The following is a 16511-nucleotide window of genomic DNA, read 5'->3' on the forward strand; positions in this document are numbered from 1 at the left end:
CTAAACCTGGACCCCGTGAAGGTCGTGGACCTCGGCCCGGGTGATGCGCACGGGGATCCTCTCCCCTACCCGCACGGTGCCGTCCGTCTCCACGTAGACCACCCCGTCTATGCCGGGGGAATCGCGGTAGGTGCGGCCCACGGCCAAGGCGGGCTCGGGCAGCTCGTCCACCAGGACCTCCAGGACCTTTCCCAATAGAGCCCGGTTTTTCTCCAGGCTGATCCTCTCCTGCAGCGCCATGAGCCGGGCGCGGCGCTCCTCCTTCACCTCCTCGGGGACATGGCCGGGGAGGGCGTTGGCCTCTGCCCCCTCCACCTCGGAGTAGGTGAAGACCCCCACCCGGTCCAGCCGGGCCTCCTTCAGGAAGTCCAGGAGGATCTGGAAGTCCTCCTCCGTCTCCCCGGGAAAGCCCACGATGAAGCTGGAACGCACCGCCAGGTGGGGCACCTCCTTGCGCCAGGCCTCCAGGGTCTTGAGGTGGCTCTCCGCCCCCCCGGGGCGGCGCATGAGCCTGAGGATCCTGGGGGAAGCGTGCTGGAGGGGCACGTCCAGGTAGGGCAGGACCTTGCCCTCGGCCATGAGGGGGAGGAGCTCCTGGACCTTGGGGTGGGGGTAGACGTAGTGGAGCCTGATCCAGGCCCCAAGCTCCGCCATGGCGGAAAGGAGATCCTTGAGGTCGGCCTTCACCAACCGGTCCCCAAAGAAGCTTGGCCGGTGGCCTAGGTCCACCCCGTAGGCGGAGAGGTCCTGGGCGATGAGGAGAAGCTCCTTGGTGCCCGTGGCCACGAGCCTGGCCGCCTCGGCGAGGATGTCCGCTGCGTCGCGGGAGCGGAGCCCTCCCCGGAGCTTGGGGATGATGCAGAAGCTACAGCGGTGATCGCACCCCTCGCTGATCTTCACGTAGGCGTAGTGGCGGGGGGTGAGCTTGACCTGGGGGGGGACCAGGTCCAAGAAAGGATCCCGCCGGGGGGGGAGGACCTTTTGCACCGCCTCCAGGACCCTGTCCACCTCCCCCGGGCCCGTAACCTCCAGGACCTCGGGGTGCTTGGCCCGGATGACCTCGGGGCGGGCCCCGAGGCAGCCCGTCACCACCACCTTGCCGTTTTCCCTAAGGGCCTCGCCGATGGCCTCGAGGCTCTCCTCTATGGCCGGGGTGATGAAGCCGCAGGTGTTCACCACCACCAGCTCCGCCTCCTCGTAGGTGGGGCTCGTCTCGTAGCCTAAGGCCTTGAGGCGGGAAAGGATCTGCTCGGAGTCCACCAGGGCCTTGGGGCAGCCCAGGCTTACGAAGCCGATTTTCGCCATAGATCTCCCGAAGGGCCGAAGCCCTAAAGGGCAAGTATACCTCACTGTGAAGGCGCTTCAAAGCGGCGGGTGAGGGGCCGGCCGGGCTCCCCCATGGGCCCCAGGTCCCGCCCCGCCAGGATGACCCGGACCGCCCCCGGGTTCCCGGCGCGCACCTCCACCGGCAAGGGGAAGGAAAGCTCGGCCCCCACCTCGGGGATGCCCTCATAGAGCCGCTTCTCCCCCTGGGTCACCCGGAGCCAGCTCCGGCCCTCTAAGCGGAGGATCAGGTCCTGACCCTCTTGGGCCGGAGGCGGGGCCTCCTCCTTGGGCAGGGGCTTAAGGGCCAGGCGGAGCTCGAGGTCCCGGTCCAGGGCCAGGGTCTCCTCCAAGGGCTTGTACCCGGGAAGCTCCAGGCGCAGGACCCGCCTTCCCCCCTCCAAGGGCGGGGTGACGAGGGGGGTCTGGCCCAGGTAAAACCCGTCCAGGTAAGCCCGTGCCCCTGGAGGGTCCGTCTGCAGGCGCAGGACGTGGCGCTTCGGGAGAGGGGGCGGGGCCTCGGGCACCTCCACCACCGGGGCCGGCTTGGGGCGAAGGAGGAGGAAGCCGCCAAGGCCCAAAAGGGCGAGGAGGAGGAGGAGGGCAAGGGGCCAGAGGGGAAGGCCCCGCCTCGAGGGGGGCGGAGGGGGGGCCTCCGCTGGCCTCACCGGGTACAGGGCCAAAAGGGGCTCGGGGTCCAGGCCCAAAAGGAGGGCGTAGCGGCGGAGGTAGCCCTTGGCCAAGGGAGGCTCGGGAAGCTCCTCAAAGCGGCAGGTCTCCAGGGCCTCCAGGACCTTGGCCTTCAGGGATAAGGCCTGGGCCGCCTCCTTCAGCGAAAGCCCCTTGGCCTCCCGCGCCTCCTTGAGCCTCGCCCCTAGCTCGCACACAGGCCTATTCTAGCCCCATAAGGGCCAGGCTCACCCGGGCCGCCAGGCGGGCGTTCTCCTCCAATAGCCTCCGGTTCACCCGGTCCGTCTCCCCGCCCGAAAGCTCGGAAAGCCGCCTTAGGAGGTAGGGGGTGAGGGCCTTACCCCTCACCCCTTCCCGGGCCGCCATGCGGTTTGCCTCCTCCACCCACCGCGCCACCTCCCCGTAGGGAAGGCCCTGGGACACGGGGTTCAGGAGGAGGACCGCCCCCAGGCCCAAGGCCCGCGCCTTCTGGAAGAGGAGGGCCGCCTCCAAAGGGGTCTCCACCCGGGCCGGGAGGGGGTAGGGGGAGTCGGGGCTGCAGAAGGCGGGGAGGCGGTCCGTGCGGTAGCCCACCACGCTGACCCCCAGGGTCTCCAGGCGCTCTAAGGTGGCCTCGAGGTCCAGGATGGCCTTGGGCCCCGAGGCCACCACCAGGATGGGGGTGCGGGAGAGGGCAAAGAGGTCCGCGCTCTCGTCAAAGGGTTCGGGGTGCACGCCCCCGATCCCACCGGTGGCGAAAACGGGGATCCCGTGGCGGTGGGCCAGGTGGACCGTGGCCGCCACCGTGGTCCCCGCGCTCTTGCCCTTCGCCACCAGGGCCGCCAGGTTCCAAAGGCTCGCCTTCTCCGCGCCCCCTTGGGCCAGGCGGGCCATCTCCTCCTCGGTAAGGCCCACCCGCACCGCCCCGTCCACCAGCCCCACCGTCTTGGGGGTAGCCCCTTCCGCCCGCACCGCCCTCTCCAGGGCCAGGGCGGTCTCCAGGTTCGGGGGGTAGGGCAGGCCGTGGGTGAGGAGGGCCGACTCCAGGGCCACCAGGGCTTCGGGCATGGGTGTAAGTATACCTAAGCCCTAGGCGGCATTGAAACCTCCTCACGGGGCTTGGAGGGAAGGCGCGCGGGGCCCCCACCGAAGCGAAAGCTTCGGTGGGGTACCTAGACCTCCGGCCAGACCAAGACCTCTTCCCCCACCTTAAGCCCGTGGAAGAGGAGGTGCTCCGGAGGCAGGAAAAGCTCCACCCCTAGGCCAGGCCGGGGGTGGGCCTCCAGGGCGAAAAGCCTTTCCCCCGCCTTCACCCACACCCGGCGAAAAGGGCCGAAATGGGCCTTCCAGGCCTCGTAGAGCAGGGCCTCCATCTCGGGCTGCCTCCCCCCCAGGGCCACCCGGAGCCGGGCGGTCCTGGGGGCGCGGGGGCTTACAGAGAGGAAGCGAAGCCTCGCCAGCTGGCCCAAGCGCTTCAGGACCTCCCCCAGGGGAAGCCCCGTGCGGGCGGAGAGGTCCAGGGGGCTATCCCCTTCCCTTAAGGCCAGAAGGAGGGCCAGGGCCTCGGGGTCTAAGGTGGCCTGGCTTGCCCTAGGGGAAGGGCTCAAGCGGTCAAAGGGGCCCACCTCCACCCGCTCGTCCAAAAGCTGGACCGCGCGCAGGAGGTAGGCCTCCAGGGGGGCCTCGAGGGTGGTGCGGGGCGACCGGACCCCGAGGAGGAAGCGGAAGGCCCCCTCTTTCCGCAGAAGGATTTCCAAGAAAGCCTCAGGCCCCTCCTTCTCCCCAAGGTGGGCGTGCACCGGCCGCCCCTTCTCCAGGTAGGCTTCTCCCTCCACCGGCCTCGAGGGCTGGGGCAGGACCTGGAAGACCCCCGTCTTCCCCCCCTGGGCGAGGAGCTGGAGGAGGTCTATGGGCCCAAGAAGCCGGAAATCCCCTTCCACCCCCTTAGGATACGCAGGCGGAAAGGGCGCGCCTCAGGGCGGGAAGGTAGCCCGCCCCGAAGAAGTGTACGTGGGCCAGGAGGTAGTAGATCTGGTAGCAGGGAAGGGCCCGCCGCACCGCCTCGGGGATGGGGCAAAGGGCCTCGTAGGCCTCCCAAAAGGCCCTGGGGAACCCCCCAAAAAGGCCCATCATGGCCAGGTCCACCCCCCGTTCCCCCACGAAGGGGGAGGGGTCCAGAAGGGCGGGCCCCCCTTGGGCAAAGTGGACGTTCCCCTGCCAGAGGTCCCCGTGGAGGAGGACGGGCCCTTCGGTGGGAAGGGGCTTTAGAAAAGCCCGCTCCACCTCCTGGGCCAGGGCCCCGAGGAGAAGCCTCGTGGCCTCCAGAAGGGGCAGAATGCGGGCCTCAAAGAAGAAGGCCCCCCAGCCCTTTCCCTCCCCCCCAGGCAGGGGAAAGGTGCCGAGGAAGCCCGGCTCCGCCCGGTACCCCTCCTGCCCCGCCCTATGGAGCCGGGCCAGGGCCCGGGCCAGGGCCTTCCAGTCCTCCGGGCCTGGGGGGAGGTACTCCAGGACAAGCCCCTCCTCCCCCACCCAGAAGACCCGGGGCACCCGCACCCCCGCCTCCTCCAGGGCCTTTAGCCCCCGCGCCTCTGCCGGGAAGAGGCCCTTGGGGGGGTTAGGGTGGACCTTGACCACATAGGGCCCTGCCCGGTAGACCCGGGCGATATCCCCTCCAGCAAGGGGTTCTAGGGGGTAGGGGGGAAGCCCCGCCCGCTCAAGAAGCCCTTTGGGGTCCAACCCAGGCCTCCAGGTGTCGCCTCAGGGCCTCCTCCAGGAGGAGGGCCACCTCCCGGCACTCGTGCAGGTCCCCATAGTAGGGGTCGGGCACCTCCCCCCCGCCCAAGGGTTCCAGCACCAGGCGCACCTTGCCCTGGGCCTCGGGGAAGCGCCTTAGGACCTCCCGGAGGTTCTCCCGGTCCATGACCAGGATGTGGTCAAAGCGCTCCACGTCCTCCCGGGTGAGCTGCCGGGCCACGTGGGGGAAGTAGGCCCCCTTCTCCTCCAGAACCCGCCGGGCCCTGGGGTCCATGGGCTCCCCCGCATGCCAGGCCCCGGTGCCCGCGGAGTCCACCTCAAAGCGCGCCTCGAGGCCCGCTTCCTTCAGAAGCTTGCGGAAAAGCCCCTCGGCCATGGGGCTACGGCAGATGTTGCCCAGGCAGACAAAGAGCACGCGGATGGAGCGCTCCATGCCTTCCATGGTACTCAGTAGGGGAGCTCCGCCCCCACCTCCGTCCCCTTCCCCGGCTCCGAGCGCACCCAAAACCGCCCGCCCCGGGCCTCCACCCGCTCCCGCATCTGGGTGAGGCCAAACCCCCCTAAGGCCCCCGCCTCGGGGGTCTGGAAGCCCCGCCCGTTGTCCCGCACCACGAGCCTTGCCCCCCGTTCCCCCAAGGGTTCCAGGATCACCTCCACCCGGCTGGGCCGGCCGTGCTTGGCGGCGTTGGTGAGGGCCTCCTGGAGCACGCGGAAGAGGACGAGCTCGCTGGCCTGGGAAAGCCCCACCTCCTCGGGCAGGGCCAGGTGGACGCGGAAGCCCGCCTGCTCAGCGAAGGCCTGGGCGTAGCGGCGCACGGACTCCAGGAAGCCATACCGCTCCAGGTCTATGGGCCTTAGGGCGAAGATGCTCCGCCGCACCTCCCGGATCTGGGCCCTCAGGGTTTCCTTCACCTCCGAAAGGGCCTTCATGGCCGCCTCCTTGTCCTTATCCAGAATCCTTTCGGCCAAATCCAGCTTGAGCGCCATGAAGGCCAGGCTCTGGGCAATGCCGTCGTGGATCTCCCGGGCGATGCGGTTCCTCTCCTCGTTGATGGCGAGCTCCTCCGCCCTCAGATAGGCCTGGGCGTTCCGCACCGCCAGGGCCACCTGGGAGGCCAGGAAGGAGAGGAAGGGGATGCGTTGGGAAAGCCCCCTCCCCCGCAGGACCAGCACCCCCACCGTCCCCCGGGCCTTCAGGGGAATGGCCAAGGTGCCTGGGGCCACGAAGAGGGGCCCCTCCAAGGCCCCCCGCCACGGCCCCTCGGGGAAGAAGGGGTGGGGCGGGAGGTCCAGGCCCTGGACCACCCGGGGCACCAAAAACCCCTCCTCGTCCAGGAGCAAAACCCCGCCCCCCTCGGCCTCCGCCCAGGCGCGAATCCTTTCCAAAAGCCCTTCCAGAAGCCTTTCCAAGTTGGCCTCGGCCTTCAGGGCCTGGTCCACCTCGTAGAGGGTGAGGAGGTCCCGGCTTTTGGCCACCACCGACTGGAGGGCACTCCCCACCTCGTGGGCCAGGACCTCCAAAAAGGGCCGGTCAGGCTCGGAGGTGCAGGCCTCCAGGTATCCCCTAAGCCCCGGAAGCTCCACCCTCACCCCCCCACACTCCTCCCCCGAGCGCACCCCTTCCGCCTCCACCACCACGGGGAAACCGAGCTCCCCCTCCAGGGCCTGGGCGATGCGCAGCACGGCCTCCTCCAGGTTCTCGCTCTCCAGGGCCTCGCGGAAGACCCGCCCCGCGGCCCTCAGGCGCCGGTTGGCCTCCTCCAAAGCCCTTTCCGCCCGGGCCTTCTCCAGCACCTCCTGGGCGATCCACTCCAAAACGGCAAAGGTAACCAAGGACCCCACCAGGCCGTAAAAGCCGAGGCGCACCCAAAAGGCGAAGTCCGCGTAGCGGTAAGGCAGGAGGGCCACCTCAAAGAGGACCACCACCAAGGCGATGAGGGGGGGCAGGACCCGCTGGGCCAGCCGCACCAACTGGTAGAGGTTAGTCCCCAGCATCCTTCCTCCCCATGGCGTAGCGGCTTTGGTGGAGAAGCCCCCTCAGCATCTGCACCTCCCCTGGGGTGAGGAGGGCCTTGTGGAAGATGCGCCTCAGGCGGCGCATGGCGTAGGGGAAGCGGTTTTGGTCGGTAAAGCCGATCTCCAAAAGGTAGCGGCCCAGGTCCTGGAAGAAGGCCTCGAGGGCCCTAAGCTCCGCAACCCCCTCCTCCCCTTCCCCCTGCCCCAGGGCAAAAAGCTCGTAGGCGAAGACCACCACCGCCTGGGCCAGGTTCAGGCTGGGCTGCTCCGGGGCGGTGGGGATGGAGCCGACGAGGTGGGCCAGATCCAGCTCCTCGTTGGTGAGGCCGAAGGTTTCCCGGCCAAAAACCAAGGCCGCCTTACCCCGGGTGCGCCTTAGGACCTGGGCCACCTCCTTGGGGGTGCGCACCGGGGCGGGGTAGAGCTCCCTGGGGCGCCCGGTGGTGGCCACCACCAGGTGAACCCCCTCCAGGGCCTCCTCCAAGGAGCCCACCGCCTTGGCCCCCTCCAACACCTCCTCCGCGTGCACCGCAAGCCAGTAGGCCTCCTTGGCCCAGGGGGGGCCCACCCTAGGCCCCGGGTTCACCACGTAAAGCTCCTTTAGGCCGAAGTTGCGCATGGCCCGGGCCACCGCGCCCAGGTTCATGGGCTCCTGGGGCTCCACCAAAACGATGCGCACGTCCGCCACGGAAGCCTCCTTCTTTTTATGGCGCCTCTGGGGGCAGCCCCCCCTCGGGCGCCTCCACCGGGGGAGGGGACTGGGGCTCTTGGCCCCGGGGGAAGTACATGGTCACCCCATCGGGCGAGGGGAGGCCGGTGAGGAGGTCCACCCGCACCGCCACCAGGCCCGGGGGTGGTGGGAAGTCCCCTCCCGGGCGGCCCCTTAGGGCCTCGGCCACGAAGGCCCGCCAGATGGGGGGGTTGACCACGGAGCTGGAGGGCTCCCGCCCCCCCATGCGCATGGGGCGGTTGTCATCCCGCCCCACCCAGACCACCGCGGAAAGCCCCCGGGTCACCCCAGCGAACCAAAGGTCCCGGGCCTCGTTGGTGGTGCCCGTCTTCCCCCCCACCACCCGCCCTGGGATGCGGGCCCCCTTGGCCAGGCCCTTCTCCCCCAGGTCGTACACATAGCCCTTGAGGAGGTCCCAGCCCTGGTAGGCCACCTCGGGGGAGAAAAGGCGGACCCGCTCGGGTGTGGCCTGGTAGAGGACCTGGCCCCGCGCGTCCTCCACCCGGGTGACGAAGGTGGGGGCCACCCGGTACCCCCCGTTCACGAAGGCGGCGTAGGCCGCCGCCAGGTCCAAAGGGGTGATGGAGGCCCCGCCGATGGCGATGGCCAAGGTGGGGTAGCGCACGTAAAACCCCGCCCGGGCCAGCCTCTCCGCCACCTTCTCTATACCCACCTGGTGGGCGGTGTAGACCGCGGGGAGGTTTAGGGAGAGATCCAGGGCGTAGCGCAGGGTGACCTCCCGGTTTAGGAAGGTGCCGGAGAAGTTCTTGGGCCGCCAGACCCCGTCCTTTTGGCTAGGGTCTGGGAACTCCAGGGGCCGGTCGGGGACCAGGCTGGCCTGGGTCCAGCCCGATTCCAGGGCCACCGCGTAGACGAAGGGCTTCACCGCGCTTCCGGGGTTCCTCAGGGCGCGGGTGGCCCGGTTGTACTCGTCCCCCTCGCGGCGGATCCCCCCCACCAGGGCGAGGACCTCCCCCGTTTCCGGGTCCAGGCCCACGATGGCCAGCTCCGCCCCCTCGGGAAGCCGGGCCCCTTTGGCCGCGGCCTCCGCCGCCCGTTGCATGGCGGGGTCTAGGGTGGTGTAGACCCTAAGCCCCCCCTCGCCGTAGACCTTCTCCTTGCCGAAGCGGGCCTCGAGGAAGCGCCTCACCTCCAGGACAAAGTGGGGGGCCGAGCGGAAGTCCACCGCCCTCAGGATCCTGGCCTCGGGGTCCACCAGTTCCGCCTCCAAAAGGTTCCCCTCCCCGTCGTAGCGCACCCGCCAGCCCTTGGGCGCAAGGGGCTCCCGCCAGGCGGCCTCCGCCACCTCCGGGCTCACCCAGCCCTCGGCCACCATCCCGTCCAGGAGGAGGCGCATGCGGGCCCGCACACCCTTAAGGTCGGCGTAGCGGGCGTTGGGCGCGGGCACGATGGAGGCCAGGTAAAGCCCCTCCGCCAGGGTGAGGGCCGCAGGGTCCTTACCGAAGTAGGCCTCCGCCGCCCCCTTGATCCCCACGGCGTTCCCCCCCCAGGGGACCACGTTCAGGTACATCTCCAGGATCTCGGCCTTGGTGTAGCGCCGCTCCAGCTCCAGGGCCAGGGCCCACTCCTTGAACTTGCGCTCCAGGGTGCGGGCCTGGGCCAGGTCCTTGAGGAGGGTGTTCTTGATAACCTGGGTGGTGATGGTGCTCCCCCCCTGGAGGTCCCCCTTCAGGATGGCCCAAAGAGCTCCCACGAGGCGGACGAAGTCCAGGCCGTAGTGGCTGAAAAAGCGCCGGTCCTCGGAGAAGACGAGGGCGGCGAGGGCGGCAGGGGAAACCTCGGAAAGGCGCACCAGGTTCCGGTGGATGGCCCGCCCCTCCTCCACACTGGCCAGGCTGGCCACAAGGGAACCGTCCCGGGCGTAGAGGGTGGAGGTGGCGGTGAGGCGGAGGCGGTCTAAGGCCACGAGGTCGGGGAGGTCCCGGGTGAGGGCGTAGGCCAGGTACCCAAGCCCCGCTCCAGCGCCCAGCAAGGCCGCCAGGAACACGAAGAGGAGGAAGCGCAAAAGGCGCATGCTGGGGAATAGTTTACAAGGCCTAAGGCTTAGCCCAGCTGGAGGAAGCGGAGAAGCTTCTCCCGGGTAAGGGGCTTTTCCAAGGCCTTCACCCGCACCACCTCTGCGGTGGTCCTGAGCTTCTCCTGGGGCTCAATGATCACCCCTAGGAGCACCTCCTTCAGGCGGCGCACGTGGCGGATGCGGGCGGCCACGGAGAAGGGGTCCACGTCCAGATCGGTGTCCAGCAGGATGGCCCGGGGGGTGTGGTCCACCAGCCAGAAGAGGCCTTCCTTGGCAGAGTCAAAGTGGACCAGGGGGATGCCCTTCTCCATAAGGACCAGCTCCAGGTAAGCCCTCAGGGCTTCGTTGCGGCTCATAAAGAGAAGGGCATCCGATGGGGCCGCCACGGGGTTAGTTTACCGAGAGGATGCGAAAACCCTATGAAAAAAAATTTGGCTGGGGCGCGTGGACTCGAACCACGACCGGCGGATCCAAAGTCCGCTGTCCTGCCATTAGACGACGCCCCAGCGCGGACCCTAGGCCCAAGGGGGATTGTAGCCCAAGGGGGGGCCTGCGTCAAACGTTGAAGAGGATGTAGAGGACATCCCCATCCTGCACCTCGTAGTCCCGGCCCTCGAGGCGCACCCAGCCCCGCTCCTTGGCCCGGGCCCACCCCCCAGCCTCCACCAGCTTGTCCCAGGGGATGACCTCCGCCCGGATGAAGCCCCGCTCCATGTCCGAGTGGATCTCCCCCGCGGCCTCGGGGGCCTTGGCCCCTCGGCGCACGGTCCAGGCCCGCACCTCTTTTTCCCCCGCGGTGAAGAAGGTGAGGAGGCCCAAGGCCCTGTACCCCGCCCGGGCCAGGCGCTGGAGGCCGCTTTCCTTAAGGCCATAGCTTTCCAGAAGCGCTTGGGCCTCCTCCTCGGGAAGCTCGGCCAGCTCCGCCTCCAGCTTGGCGGAGACCACCACCACCTCCGCCCCTTCCTCCCGGGCCTTGGCCTTCAGGGCAGCCACGTAGGGGTTACCCTTCCCCTCGGGCAGGTCCTCCTCGGCCACGTTGGCCACGTAGATCACGGGCTTGGCGGTGAGGAGGGGGGTCTCCTTGAGGAAGACCCTCACCTCCTCATCCAGGGGGTAGGTGCGGGCGGGCTTGCCCCCCTGGAGGTGGGCGTAAAGCCCCTCCGCCGCCCTAAGGAGGGGCTCCTTCTCCTTCTGGATCCGGGCCTCCTTCCTAAGCCGTTCCAAGCGCCGCTCCAAGGTGGCCAGGTCCGCGAGGAGGAGCTCGGTCTCCACTACCTCCGCGTCCTCCAGGGGGTCCACCCGGCCCATCACGTGGACCACGTCGGGGTCAGGGAAACAGCGCACCACGTGGGCGATGGCCGCCACCTCGCGGATGTGGGCCAAAAACTGGTTGCCAAGCCCCTCTCCCCTATGGGCCCCCCGGACGAGCCCGGCGATGTCCACGAACTCCACATGGGTGGGCACAATGGGGGGCAGGCGCTCCCCCTTGGCGAAGACCTTCTGCAGAGCGTAAAGCCGCTCGTCGGAAAGGGGCACCACCCCCACATTCTTGTCTATGGTGGCGAAGGGGTAGTTGGCAGCCAGGGCGTTCGCCCGGGTGAGGGCGTTGAAGAGGGTGCTCTTGCCCACGTTGGGTAGTCCCACAATGCCTACGGCCAGCATCTTCACCTCAGAAAAGACCTAAGAAAAGGCCCCATCCGGGGCCTAACCCATCTTAGCACGCCCTCCCGTATGATGGCAGGGTATGGACCTCGAGGCCCACATTGACCACACCCTCCTTCGCCCCACGGCCACCCAAGACGAGATCCTTAAGGCCGCGGAGGAGGCCCTTACCTACGGCTTCTTTGGCCTCTGCATCCCCCCAAGCTACGTGCCCCTGGTGCGCCGGACCTTCCCCGAGGCGCCCTTCCGGCTGGTGACGGTGGTGGGCTTTCCCTTGGGCTACCAGGCCAGGGAGGTGAAGGCCCTGGAGGCCGCCTGGGCCAGGGCTCAGGGGGCGGACGAGATAGACATGGTGGTCCACCTGGGCCGGGCCCAGGCCGGGGACTACGCCTATTTGGAGGCCGAGGTGCGGGCGGTGCGGGAGGCGGCACCGGGGGCGGTCCTCAAGGTCATCCTGGAAACGGGGTACTTTGGGCCGGATGGCCTCAAGGCCATGGCCGAGGCCGCCATCCGGGGCGGGGCGGACTTCCTCAAGACCTCCACCGGCTTCGGCCCCCGGGGGGCCACGGTGGAGGACGTAAAGCTCCTCAAGGCCGTGGCCGGGGAGCGGGCCCAGGTGAAGGCCGCAGGAGGCATCCGCACCCGGGAGGCCGCCCTGGCCCTCTTGGAAGCCGGGGCCAGCCGGCTCGGCACCTCCAGCGGGGTGGCCCTGGTAAGGGGCGAAGAGGGAGCAGGGTACTGATGGCCCGGAGGAGGCGGAAGTGCACCATCGGGGGCCTTCCCGGGTATTTGGTCCTCCTCATCCTCTTTCTCCTTTGGCTCTTCCAGGAGTTCAGGCCCGCACCTCCCCCACCCCGGGAAGCGGGGCCCCTGGAAGCCTTCTTCATGCCGGAGGAGGGGGAAAGGGCCAAGGCCCGCCTCCAGGCCCTCCTGGAAGGGGCAAAAGAGGAGGCTCTAGGGGCCTTTTACGAGTTCCGGGACCTCCAAATCGCCCAGGCCCTCCTCCAGGCCAAAGCCCGGGGGGTGGAGGTGAAGATCTACGGGGAAAGCGACTACCGGGAGGATTTCCGCCGCTACCTGGTGGGGGCCAAGCTGGGCCAAAGGGAGGAACCCCCGAGGGTGACGAAAAGCCTCCTTCAAGGCCACATCCGGCCCCTGGGGGAAGGGTGCGAGGAGATCGCGGGGATCCCCGTGTGCTTTGACGAGCGGGAAGGCTTCATGCACCACAAGTTCCTGGTGGTGGACCGGAAGGCGGTCTTCACCGGGAGCACCAACATGACCTGGAACGCCTTCGCCCGCAACAACGAAAACAGCCTCCTCCTCTTCTCCCCTACCCTGGCAGAGGGGTACCGGCGGGAGTTCCTCGCCCTTTACGGGGGGCAGAAGGAGGGCCTGGGGATGCCCGTGGCCTTCCGCCTGGAAGGGCTTGGTCAGCCTCTTGAGGGCACGGCCTACTTCAGCCCCGCGGGCGGGGAAAGGGGCCAGAGAGCTATTCTGGAACGTCTCCAGATAGCTCGGGAAGAGGTGCTGGTGGCGGCCTTCGTCCTCACGGACGAGGAGCTCCTAAGGGCCCTCGCCGAGGCCAAGACCCGGGGGGTGAGGGTCCAGGTCCTCCTGGAAACCCGGAACCTGGGCTCCAGCGAGGAGGAATCCCTTCTTCGGGCAGGGATCCCTGTGCGCAAAGACGGCAACCCCTACACCCTGCACCACAAAGTGATGGTGGTGGACAGGACCTGGGTAATCACCGGAAGCTACAACTTTTCCTACCGGGCACGGGCGGTGAACAACGAAAACCTCTTGGTCCTCAAGGACGAGGCCCTGGCGGAGCGCTACCGGAAGGAGGTGCTTAGGCTTTGGGAAGCGGGAAACCCCCTTTGATCCTAGCCTCGGGAAGCCCCAGGCGAAAAGCCCTCCTCGAGGCCCTAGGCTACCGGGTGGAGGTGGTGGTCCCCGAGGTGGAGGAAGAAGGGGAAGGCCTCCCTCCCAAGGCCCTGGCCCTAGCCCTGGCGGAACGGAAGGGGAAGGGGGTAGTGGGGGCGTGGGTCCTGGCGGCGGACACGGTGGTGGACCTCGAGGGGAGGGCCTTGGGGAAGCCTAGGGATCCCGAGGAGAACCGGGCCTTCCTCCGGGCCCTTTCCGGCAGGGTGCACCAGGTGCACACCGCCTTCTACCTAAGGACCCCGGGGGAGGTCCTCCTGGAGGTCCACACCGCCCGGGTGCGCTTCCACGCCCTAAGCGAGGAGGAGATCGCCTGGTATGTGAAAAGCGGCGAGGGGCTGGACAAGGCGGGCGGGTACGGGGCCCAGGGGCTCGGGATGGTCCTCCTGGAGGAGATCCAGGGGGACTTCTACACCGTCATGGGCCTCCCCATCGCCCGGGTCTTCGCCCTCCTTTGGGAAAGGGGGTTCCGGCCGTGAGCGAAAGGGCGCTCCGACGGGGGCTCTTTCTCCTCCTCTTGGGCCTGGCCCTGGCCCTTTCCGCCCTCACCCGGCCCCTCGCCCCCCAGGCGGCCCTCCTCCTCTCCCCCCTCACCGCCCCCCTGCCCCAGCTGGGCCATCGCCTGGGGCAAAACGTCCGGGCAGGCCTTTCCGCCCTCCTAAACCGGCAGGACCTCTACGCGGAGAACCTGGCCCTAAAGGAGGAGCTGGCCCTCCTCCGCTCGGAAAACGCCCGGCTTCGCCTCGAGGTGGAGCGCCTAGCCCGGGCCCTGGAGGTGAAGGCCAAGGCCCCGGGGGTGGTGGCCGTGGCCCCCGTGGTGGGGGAGGACCTCTCCGGCCTCTACCGGCGGCTTATCCTCGGCATGGGAAGCCGCCAAGGCCTCCGCCCCGGGATGCCCGTGGCCGCCCCTCAGGGCCTGGTGGGCCTCATCGTAGAGGTGGAGGAGGAGCGGGCCCTGGTGCGCACCCTGCTGGACCCGGAAAGCCGGGTGGGGGTGCGGCCCGAAGGCACCCCCGGGCGGGGGGTGGCCCGGGGCGCCCCCCCGGACCGGCTCCTGGCGGAGTTCCCCCCTACGGTGGGCGTGAAGCCTGGGGACCTCCTCCTAAGTGGGGCCGCTTTGGGCCTCTTCCCCAACGGCATCCCTGTGGGGCGGGTGGAGCGGGTGGAAAAGGCGCAGGGAGGGCTGAAACAATGGGCCTGGGTGCGGCCTTTGGTGGAGCCCTCCCTGTTGGAGGAGGTCATCGTGCTGAGGCCCCTTTAGAGGTGTGGGGATGCGCACCTTCCTCCTTTTCCTCGGCATCCTCTTCCTCTCGGGGCTTTTCGCCACCCTGCTCCCCGAGGGCTGGATGGGCCCTGACCTCTTCCTGGCCTACGCCCTCTGGTACGCCGCCTCGAGGCCCTACTTCCTGGGCCTGCCCGCGGCCTTCGCTTTAGGCCTCCTCCAGGACCTCCTGGGCTTTGGCCTCCTTGGGCTCCACGGGGTGGGGCTCCTCGTGGCCACCTACGCCCACTACGGGGCAGGCCAGCGCCTGGTGGCGGGGGAAGGCCTTGGAATGGGGCTCGCCTTCCTCTACGCCTTCCTGGCCAAGTGGGCGGGGTACTTCCTGGTGGCCTACTGGCTCCGGCTGGAGCTCCCTCCCCTGGCCTGGGCCACCCTCCTGGGCGAAGGGCTCCTCACCTTTCCCTTTTACCTCCTCCTGAGGCGGCTATGACCGGGAGGCTTTATGCCCTCACCATTTTTTTCCTCCTGGCTTTGGGCCTCCTTGGTCTTCGGGCCTGGCAGCTCCAGGTCTTGGAGTACGAGCGCTACGCCACCCGTAGCCTGGGGAACTACCTGAAGACCGAGGGGATCCCCGCCCCCAGGGGCCGGATCCTGGACCGCAAAGGGCGGGTCATCGCCCAGGACCGGGTGGTGGTGGACCTGGTCTATGAAGGGGGGGAGGTGGCCTTTAGGGAAAGGCTCCTGTCCCTGCTCGGGCTTAAGGAGCTCCCCACAGTCCAAGGTCCCACGGTCCTCAAGGCAGGGGTGCCGGAGGGGTTGGTGCCCACCCTGGCGGAGCTCACCGCGGGGCAGGAAAACCTAAGGCTGGTAGAGCGCATAGAGCGCACCTACCCTAACCCCATCTCCGGTCCTGTGCTGGGCTATGTCCTCCGGGCCAACGCCGAGCAGGTCAAAAGGGGGTATAGCCCGGACGAGGAGGTGGGCCAGGCAGGCCTCGAGGCCGCCCTGGAGCCCTACCTCCGGGGGAAGCGGGGGGTGAGAGCGGTGGAGGTGAACGTCCGGGGCGAGCGCCTGAAGGAAACCGTGCTGGAGGAGCCCACCCCGGGGCAGGACGTGGTCCTCACCCTAGACCTGGACCTGCAAAGGGCGGCGGAGCAAGCCCTGGAGGAGGCCCTTTCGGACATCAACGCCGGGCGCAAGGCCAAGGGGCTTCCCCCGGCCACGAAGGTCAAGGGGGCCATCGTGGCCCTGGACCCCCGCACGGGGGAGGTCCTGGCCATGGCCAGCGCCCCCGCCTTCAACCCCGCCCTTTTCGCCCAAAGGCCGGTGCCCAAGGAGGTCCAGGCCCTCCTGGAGGACAAGGATCTCCCCCTCCTGAACCGGGCGGTCCAGCCCTACACCCCGGGCTCCACCTTCAAGCTGGCCACCAGCTACACCCTCCTGGAGGAGGGGTACGTCACCCCAAGCACCGCCTACCGCTGCTCCCCTTACATCGTCTACGGGGGGCAGGTGCGGCGGAACTGGGCGGGGCGGGACATGGGCCCCATGACCGTGCGGGAGGCCATCGCCTGGAGCTGCAACACCTGGTACTACCAGGCGGTGGCCCAAGACCCCCTAGGGGTAGTGGACCGGCTGGCCCGGCGGGCGGGCCTTTTGGGCCTAGGGGAGGCCACGGGGCTGGAGATCGCGGAGAGGAGGGGGCTCCTTCCCACCCGGGCCTGGAAGGAAGAGGCCTTGGGGGAGCCCTGGTACCCGGGGGAAACCCTCTCCGTGGCCATCGGCCAGGGGCCAGTCCTGGCCACCCCTACTCAGATCGCTCGGATGCTTTCCACCATCGCCCAGGGGGGCCGGAAGCCCAGGCTCCGCCTGGTGAAGGCCATCGGGGGGAAGGAGGTGCCTCCTAGGGTGGAGGCGGTGCCGGGCAGGTTCTGGAACGTCCTCCAGGAGGGCCTGCGGAAAACCGTCACCGAGGGCACCGCCCGTCACGTCCTGGGGAGCTTCCCCGTCCCCACCGCGGGCAAGACGGGCACCGCGGAAACCCCGGGCAAACGGGCTGGGCTAGAGCACGCCTGGTACATGGGCTACGGCCCCACGGACCCGGGAAGCCCCTACCCCCCCCTGGTGGTGGTGGCCTTCTTTGAAAACGGCGGGGAGGGGAG

At 68.9% G+C, this 16511-nt stretch carries 17 protein-coding genes and 1 tRNA gene; 6 read left to right on the forward strand and 12 right to left on the reverse strand.

Annotated elements, in window-relative coordinates; all coding sequences use genetic code 11:
• From rimO to ychF, 12 genes are all read right to left on the reverse strand, one after another.
• Positions 1–1305, reverse strand: a complete 1305-nt coding sequence (gene rimO, locus WKI94_RS02720) for a 30S ribosomal protein S12 methylthiotransferase RimO (RefSeq protein WP_337844236.1) — start codon at positions 1303–1305, stop codon at positions 1–3.
• A gap of 41 nt (positions 1306–1346) precedes the next feature.
• On the reverse strand, positions 1347–2210 hold the full coding sequence (locus tag WKI94_RS02725; protein ID WP_337844237.1) for a RodZ domain-containing protein: 864 nt from the start codon (positions 2208–2210) through the stop codon (positions 1347–1349).
• A 4-nt stretch (positions 2211–2214) separates the two neighbouring features.
• On the reverse strand, positions 2215–3060 hold the full coding sequence (locus tag WKI94_RS02730; protein ID WP_337844238.1) for a pseudouridine-5'-phosphate glycosidase: 846 nt from the start codon (positions 3058–3060) through the stop codon (positions 2215–2217).
• Positions 3061–3164: 104 nt separating this feature from the next.
• Positions 3165–3932, reverse strand: coding sequence for a DUF4388 domain-containing protein (locus tag WKI94_RS02735; RefSeq protein WP_337844239.1), 768 nt, complete (start codon positions 3930–3932; stop codon positions 3165–3167).
• Between the two features lie 4 nt (positions 3933–3936).
• Entirely contained in the window at positions 3937–4728 is a 792-nt protein-coding gene (locus WKI94_RS02740) for a fructosamine kinase family protein (protein ID WP_337844240.1), read from the reverse strand.
• Positions 4706–5188, reverse strand: a complete 483-nt coding sequence (locus tag WKI94_RS02745) for a low molecular weight protein-tyrosine-phosphatase (RefSeq protein ID WP_337844241.1) — start codon at positions 5186–5188, stop codon at positions 4706–4708. The genes WKI94_RS02740 and WKI94_RS02745 overlap by 23 nt, the downstream gene beginning before the upstream one ends.
• 5 nt (positions 5189–5193) lie before the next feature.
• Positions 5194–6741 (reverse strand): sensor histidine kinase, encoded by a 1548-nt coding sequence (locus WKI94_RS02750; protein WP_337844242.1) that lies wholly within the window; start codon positions 6739–6741, stop codon positions 5194–5196.
• The gene (locus WKI94_RS02755; protein ID WP_337844243.1) at positions 6728–7450 is read right to left on the reverse strand and encodes an RNA methyltransferase; all 723 of its coding nucleotides are present in this window, start codon (positions 7448–7450) and stop codon (positions 6728–6730) included. The genes WKI94_RS02750 and WKI94_RS02755 overlap by 14 nt, the downstream gene beginning before the upstream one ends.
• Positions 7451–7466: 16 nt before the next feature.
• Positions 7467–9527: a transglycosylase domain-containing protein gene (locus WKI94_RS02760; RefSeq protein ID WP_337844244.1), complete on the reverse strand. Its 2061-nt coding sequence runs from the start codon at positions 9525–9527 to the stop codon at positions 7467–7469.
• Between the two features lie 29 nt (positions 9528–9556).
• Positions 9557–9916, reverse strand: a complete 360-nt coding sequence (locus tag WKI94_RS02765) for a response regulator (protein WP_337844245.1) — start codon at positions 9914–9916, stop codon at positions 9557–9559.
• 46 nt (positions 9917–9962) lie between these two features.
• Positions 9963–10036, reverse strand: a tRNA-Gln gene (locus WKI94_RS02770).
• A gap of 49 nt (positions 10037–10085) precedes the next feature.
• Positions 10086–11192 (reverse strand): redox-regulated ATPase YchF, encoded by a 1107-nt coding sequence (ychF, locus tag WKI94_RS02775; RefSeq protein ID WP_337844246.1) that lies wholly within the window; start codon positions 11190–11192, stop codon positions 10086–10088.
• An 82-nt stretch (positions 11193–11274) separates the two neighbouring features.
• Here ychF and deoC point away from each other — a divergent pair, with 82 nt between their 5' ends.
• The 6 genes from deoC to WKI94_RS02805 form a co-directional block, all read left to right on the forward strand.
• On the forward strand, positions 11275–11934 hold the full coding sequence (deoC, locus tag WKI94_RS02780; protein WP_337844247.1) for a deoxyribose-phosphate aldolase: 660 nt from the start codon (positions 11275–11277) through the stop codon (positions 11932–11934).
• Positions 11934–13070 (forward strand): phospholipase D-like domain-containing protein, encoded by a 1137-nt coding sequence (locus WKI94_RS02785; protein ID WP_337844248.1) that lies wholly within the window; start codon positions 11934–11936, stop codon positions 13068–13070. The genes deoC and WKI94_RS02785 overlap by 1 nt, the downstream gene beginning before the upstream one ends.
• On the forward strand, positions 13046–13609 hold the full coding sequence (locus WKI94_RS02790; protein WP_337844249.1) for a Maf family protein: 564 nt from the start codon (positions 13046–13048) through the stop codon (positions 13607–13609). The genes WKI94_RS02785 and WKI94_RS02790 overlap by 25 nt, the downstream gene beginning before the upstream one ends.
• Complete coding sequence (mreC, locus tag WKI94_RS02795) at positions 13606–14391, forward strand: rod shape-determining protein MreC (protein WP_337844250.1); 786 nt, start codon at positions 13606–13608, stop codon at positions 14389–14391. Before WKI94_RS02790 ends, mreC begins: the two co-directional genes overlap by 4 nt.
• A gap of 10 nt (positions 14392–14401) precedes the next feature.
• Positions 14402–14842 (forward strand): rod shape-determining protein MreD, encoded by a 441-nt coding sequence (locus WKI94_RS02800; RefSeq protein WP_337844251.1) that lies wholly within the window; start codon positions 14402–14404, stop codon positions 14840–14842.
• On the forward strand, positions 14839–16511 hold a 1673-nt coding region (locus WKI94_RS02805; protein ID WP_337844252.1), incomplete at its 3' end, for a penicillin-binding transpeptidase domain-containing protein. The genes WKI94_RS02800 and WKI94_RS02805, both read left to right, overlap by 4 nt.

The sequence above is a fragment of the Thermus sp. genome (assembly GCF_037444525.1).
Taxonomy (GTDB): Bacteria; Deinococcota; Deinococci; order Deinococcales; family Thermaceae; genus Thermus.

Excerpts from the sequence above, each read along its gene's own strand:
- rimO (WP_337844236.1), bottom strand. The coding sequence starts at position 1,305 with ATGGCGAAAATCGGCTTCGTAAGCCTGGGCTGCCCCAAGGCCCTGGTG.
- WKI94_RS02730 (WP_337844238.1), bottom strand. The coding sequence starts at position 3,060 with ATGCCCGAAGCCCTGGTGGCCCTGGAGTCGGCCCTCCTCACCCACGGC.
- WKI94_RS02745 (WP_337844241.1), bottom strand. The coding sequence starts at position 5,188 with ATGGAAGGCATGGAGCGCTCCATCCGCGTGCTCTTTGTCTGCCTGGGC.
- WKI94_RS02750 (WP_337844242.1), bottom strand. The coding sequence starts at position 6,741 with ATGCTGGGGACTAACCTCTACCAGTTGGTGCGGCTGGCCCAGCGGGTC.
- WKI94_RS02760 (WP_337844244.1), bottom strand. The coding sequence starts at position 9,527 with ATGCGCCTTTTGCGCTTCCTCCTCTTCGTGTTCCTGGCGGCCTTGCTG.
- ychF (WP_337844246.1), bottom strand. The coding sequence starts at position 11,192 with ATGCTGGCCGTAGGCATTGTGGGACTACCCAACGTGGGCAAGAGCACC.
- deoC (WP_337844247.1), top strand. The coding sequence starts at position 11,275 with ATGGACCTCGAGGCCCACATTGACCACACCCTCCTTCGCCCCACGGCC.
- WKI94_RS02785 (WP_337844248.1), top strand. The coding sequence starts at position 11,934 with ATGGCCCGGAGGAGGCGGAAGTGCACCATCGGGGGCCTTCCCGGGTAT.
- WKI94_RS02800 (WP_337844251.1), top strand. The coding sequence starts at position 14,402 with ATGCGCACCTTCCTCCTTTTCCTCGGCATCCTCTTCCTCTCGGGGCTT.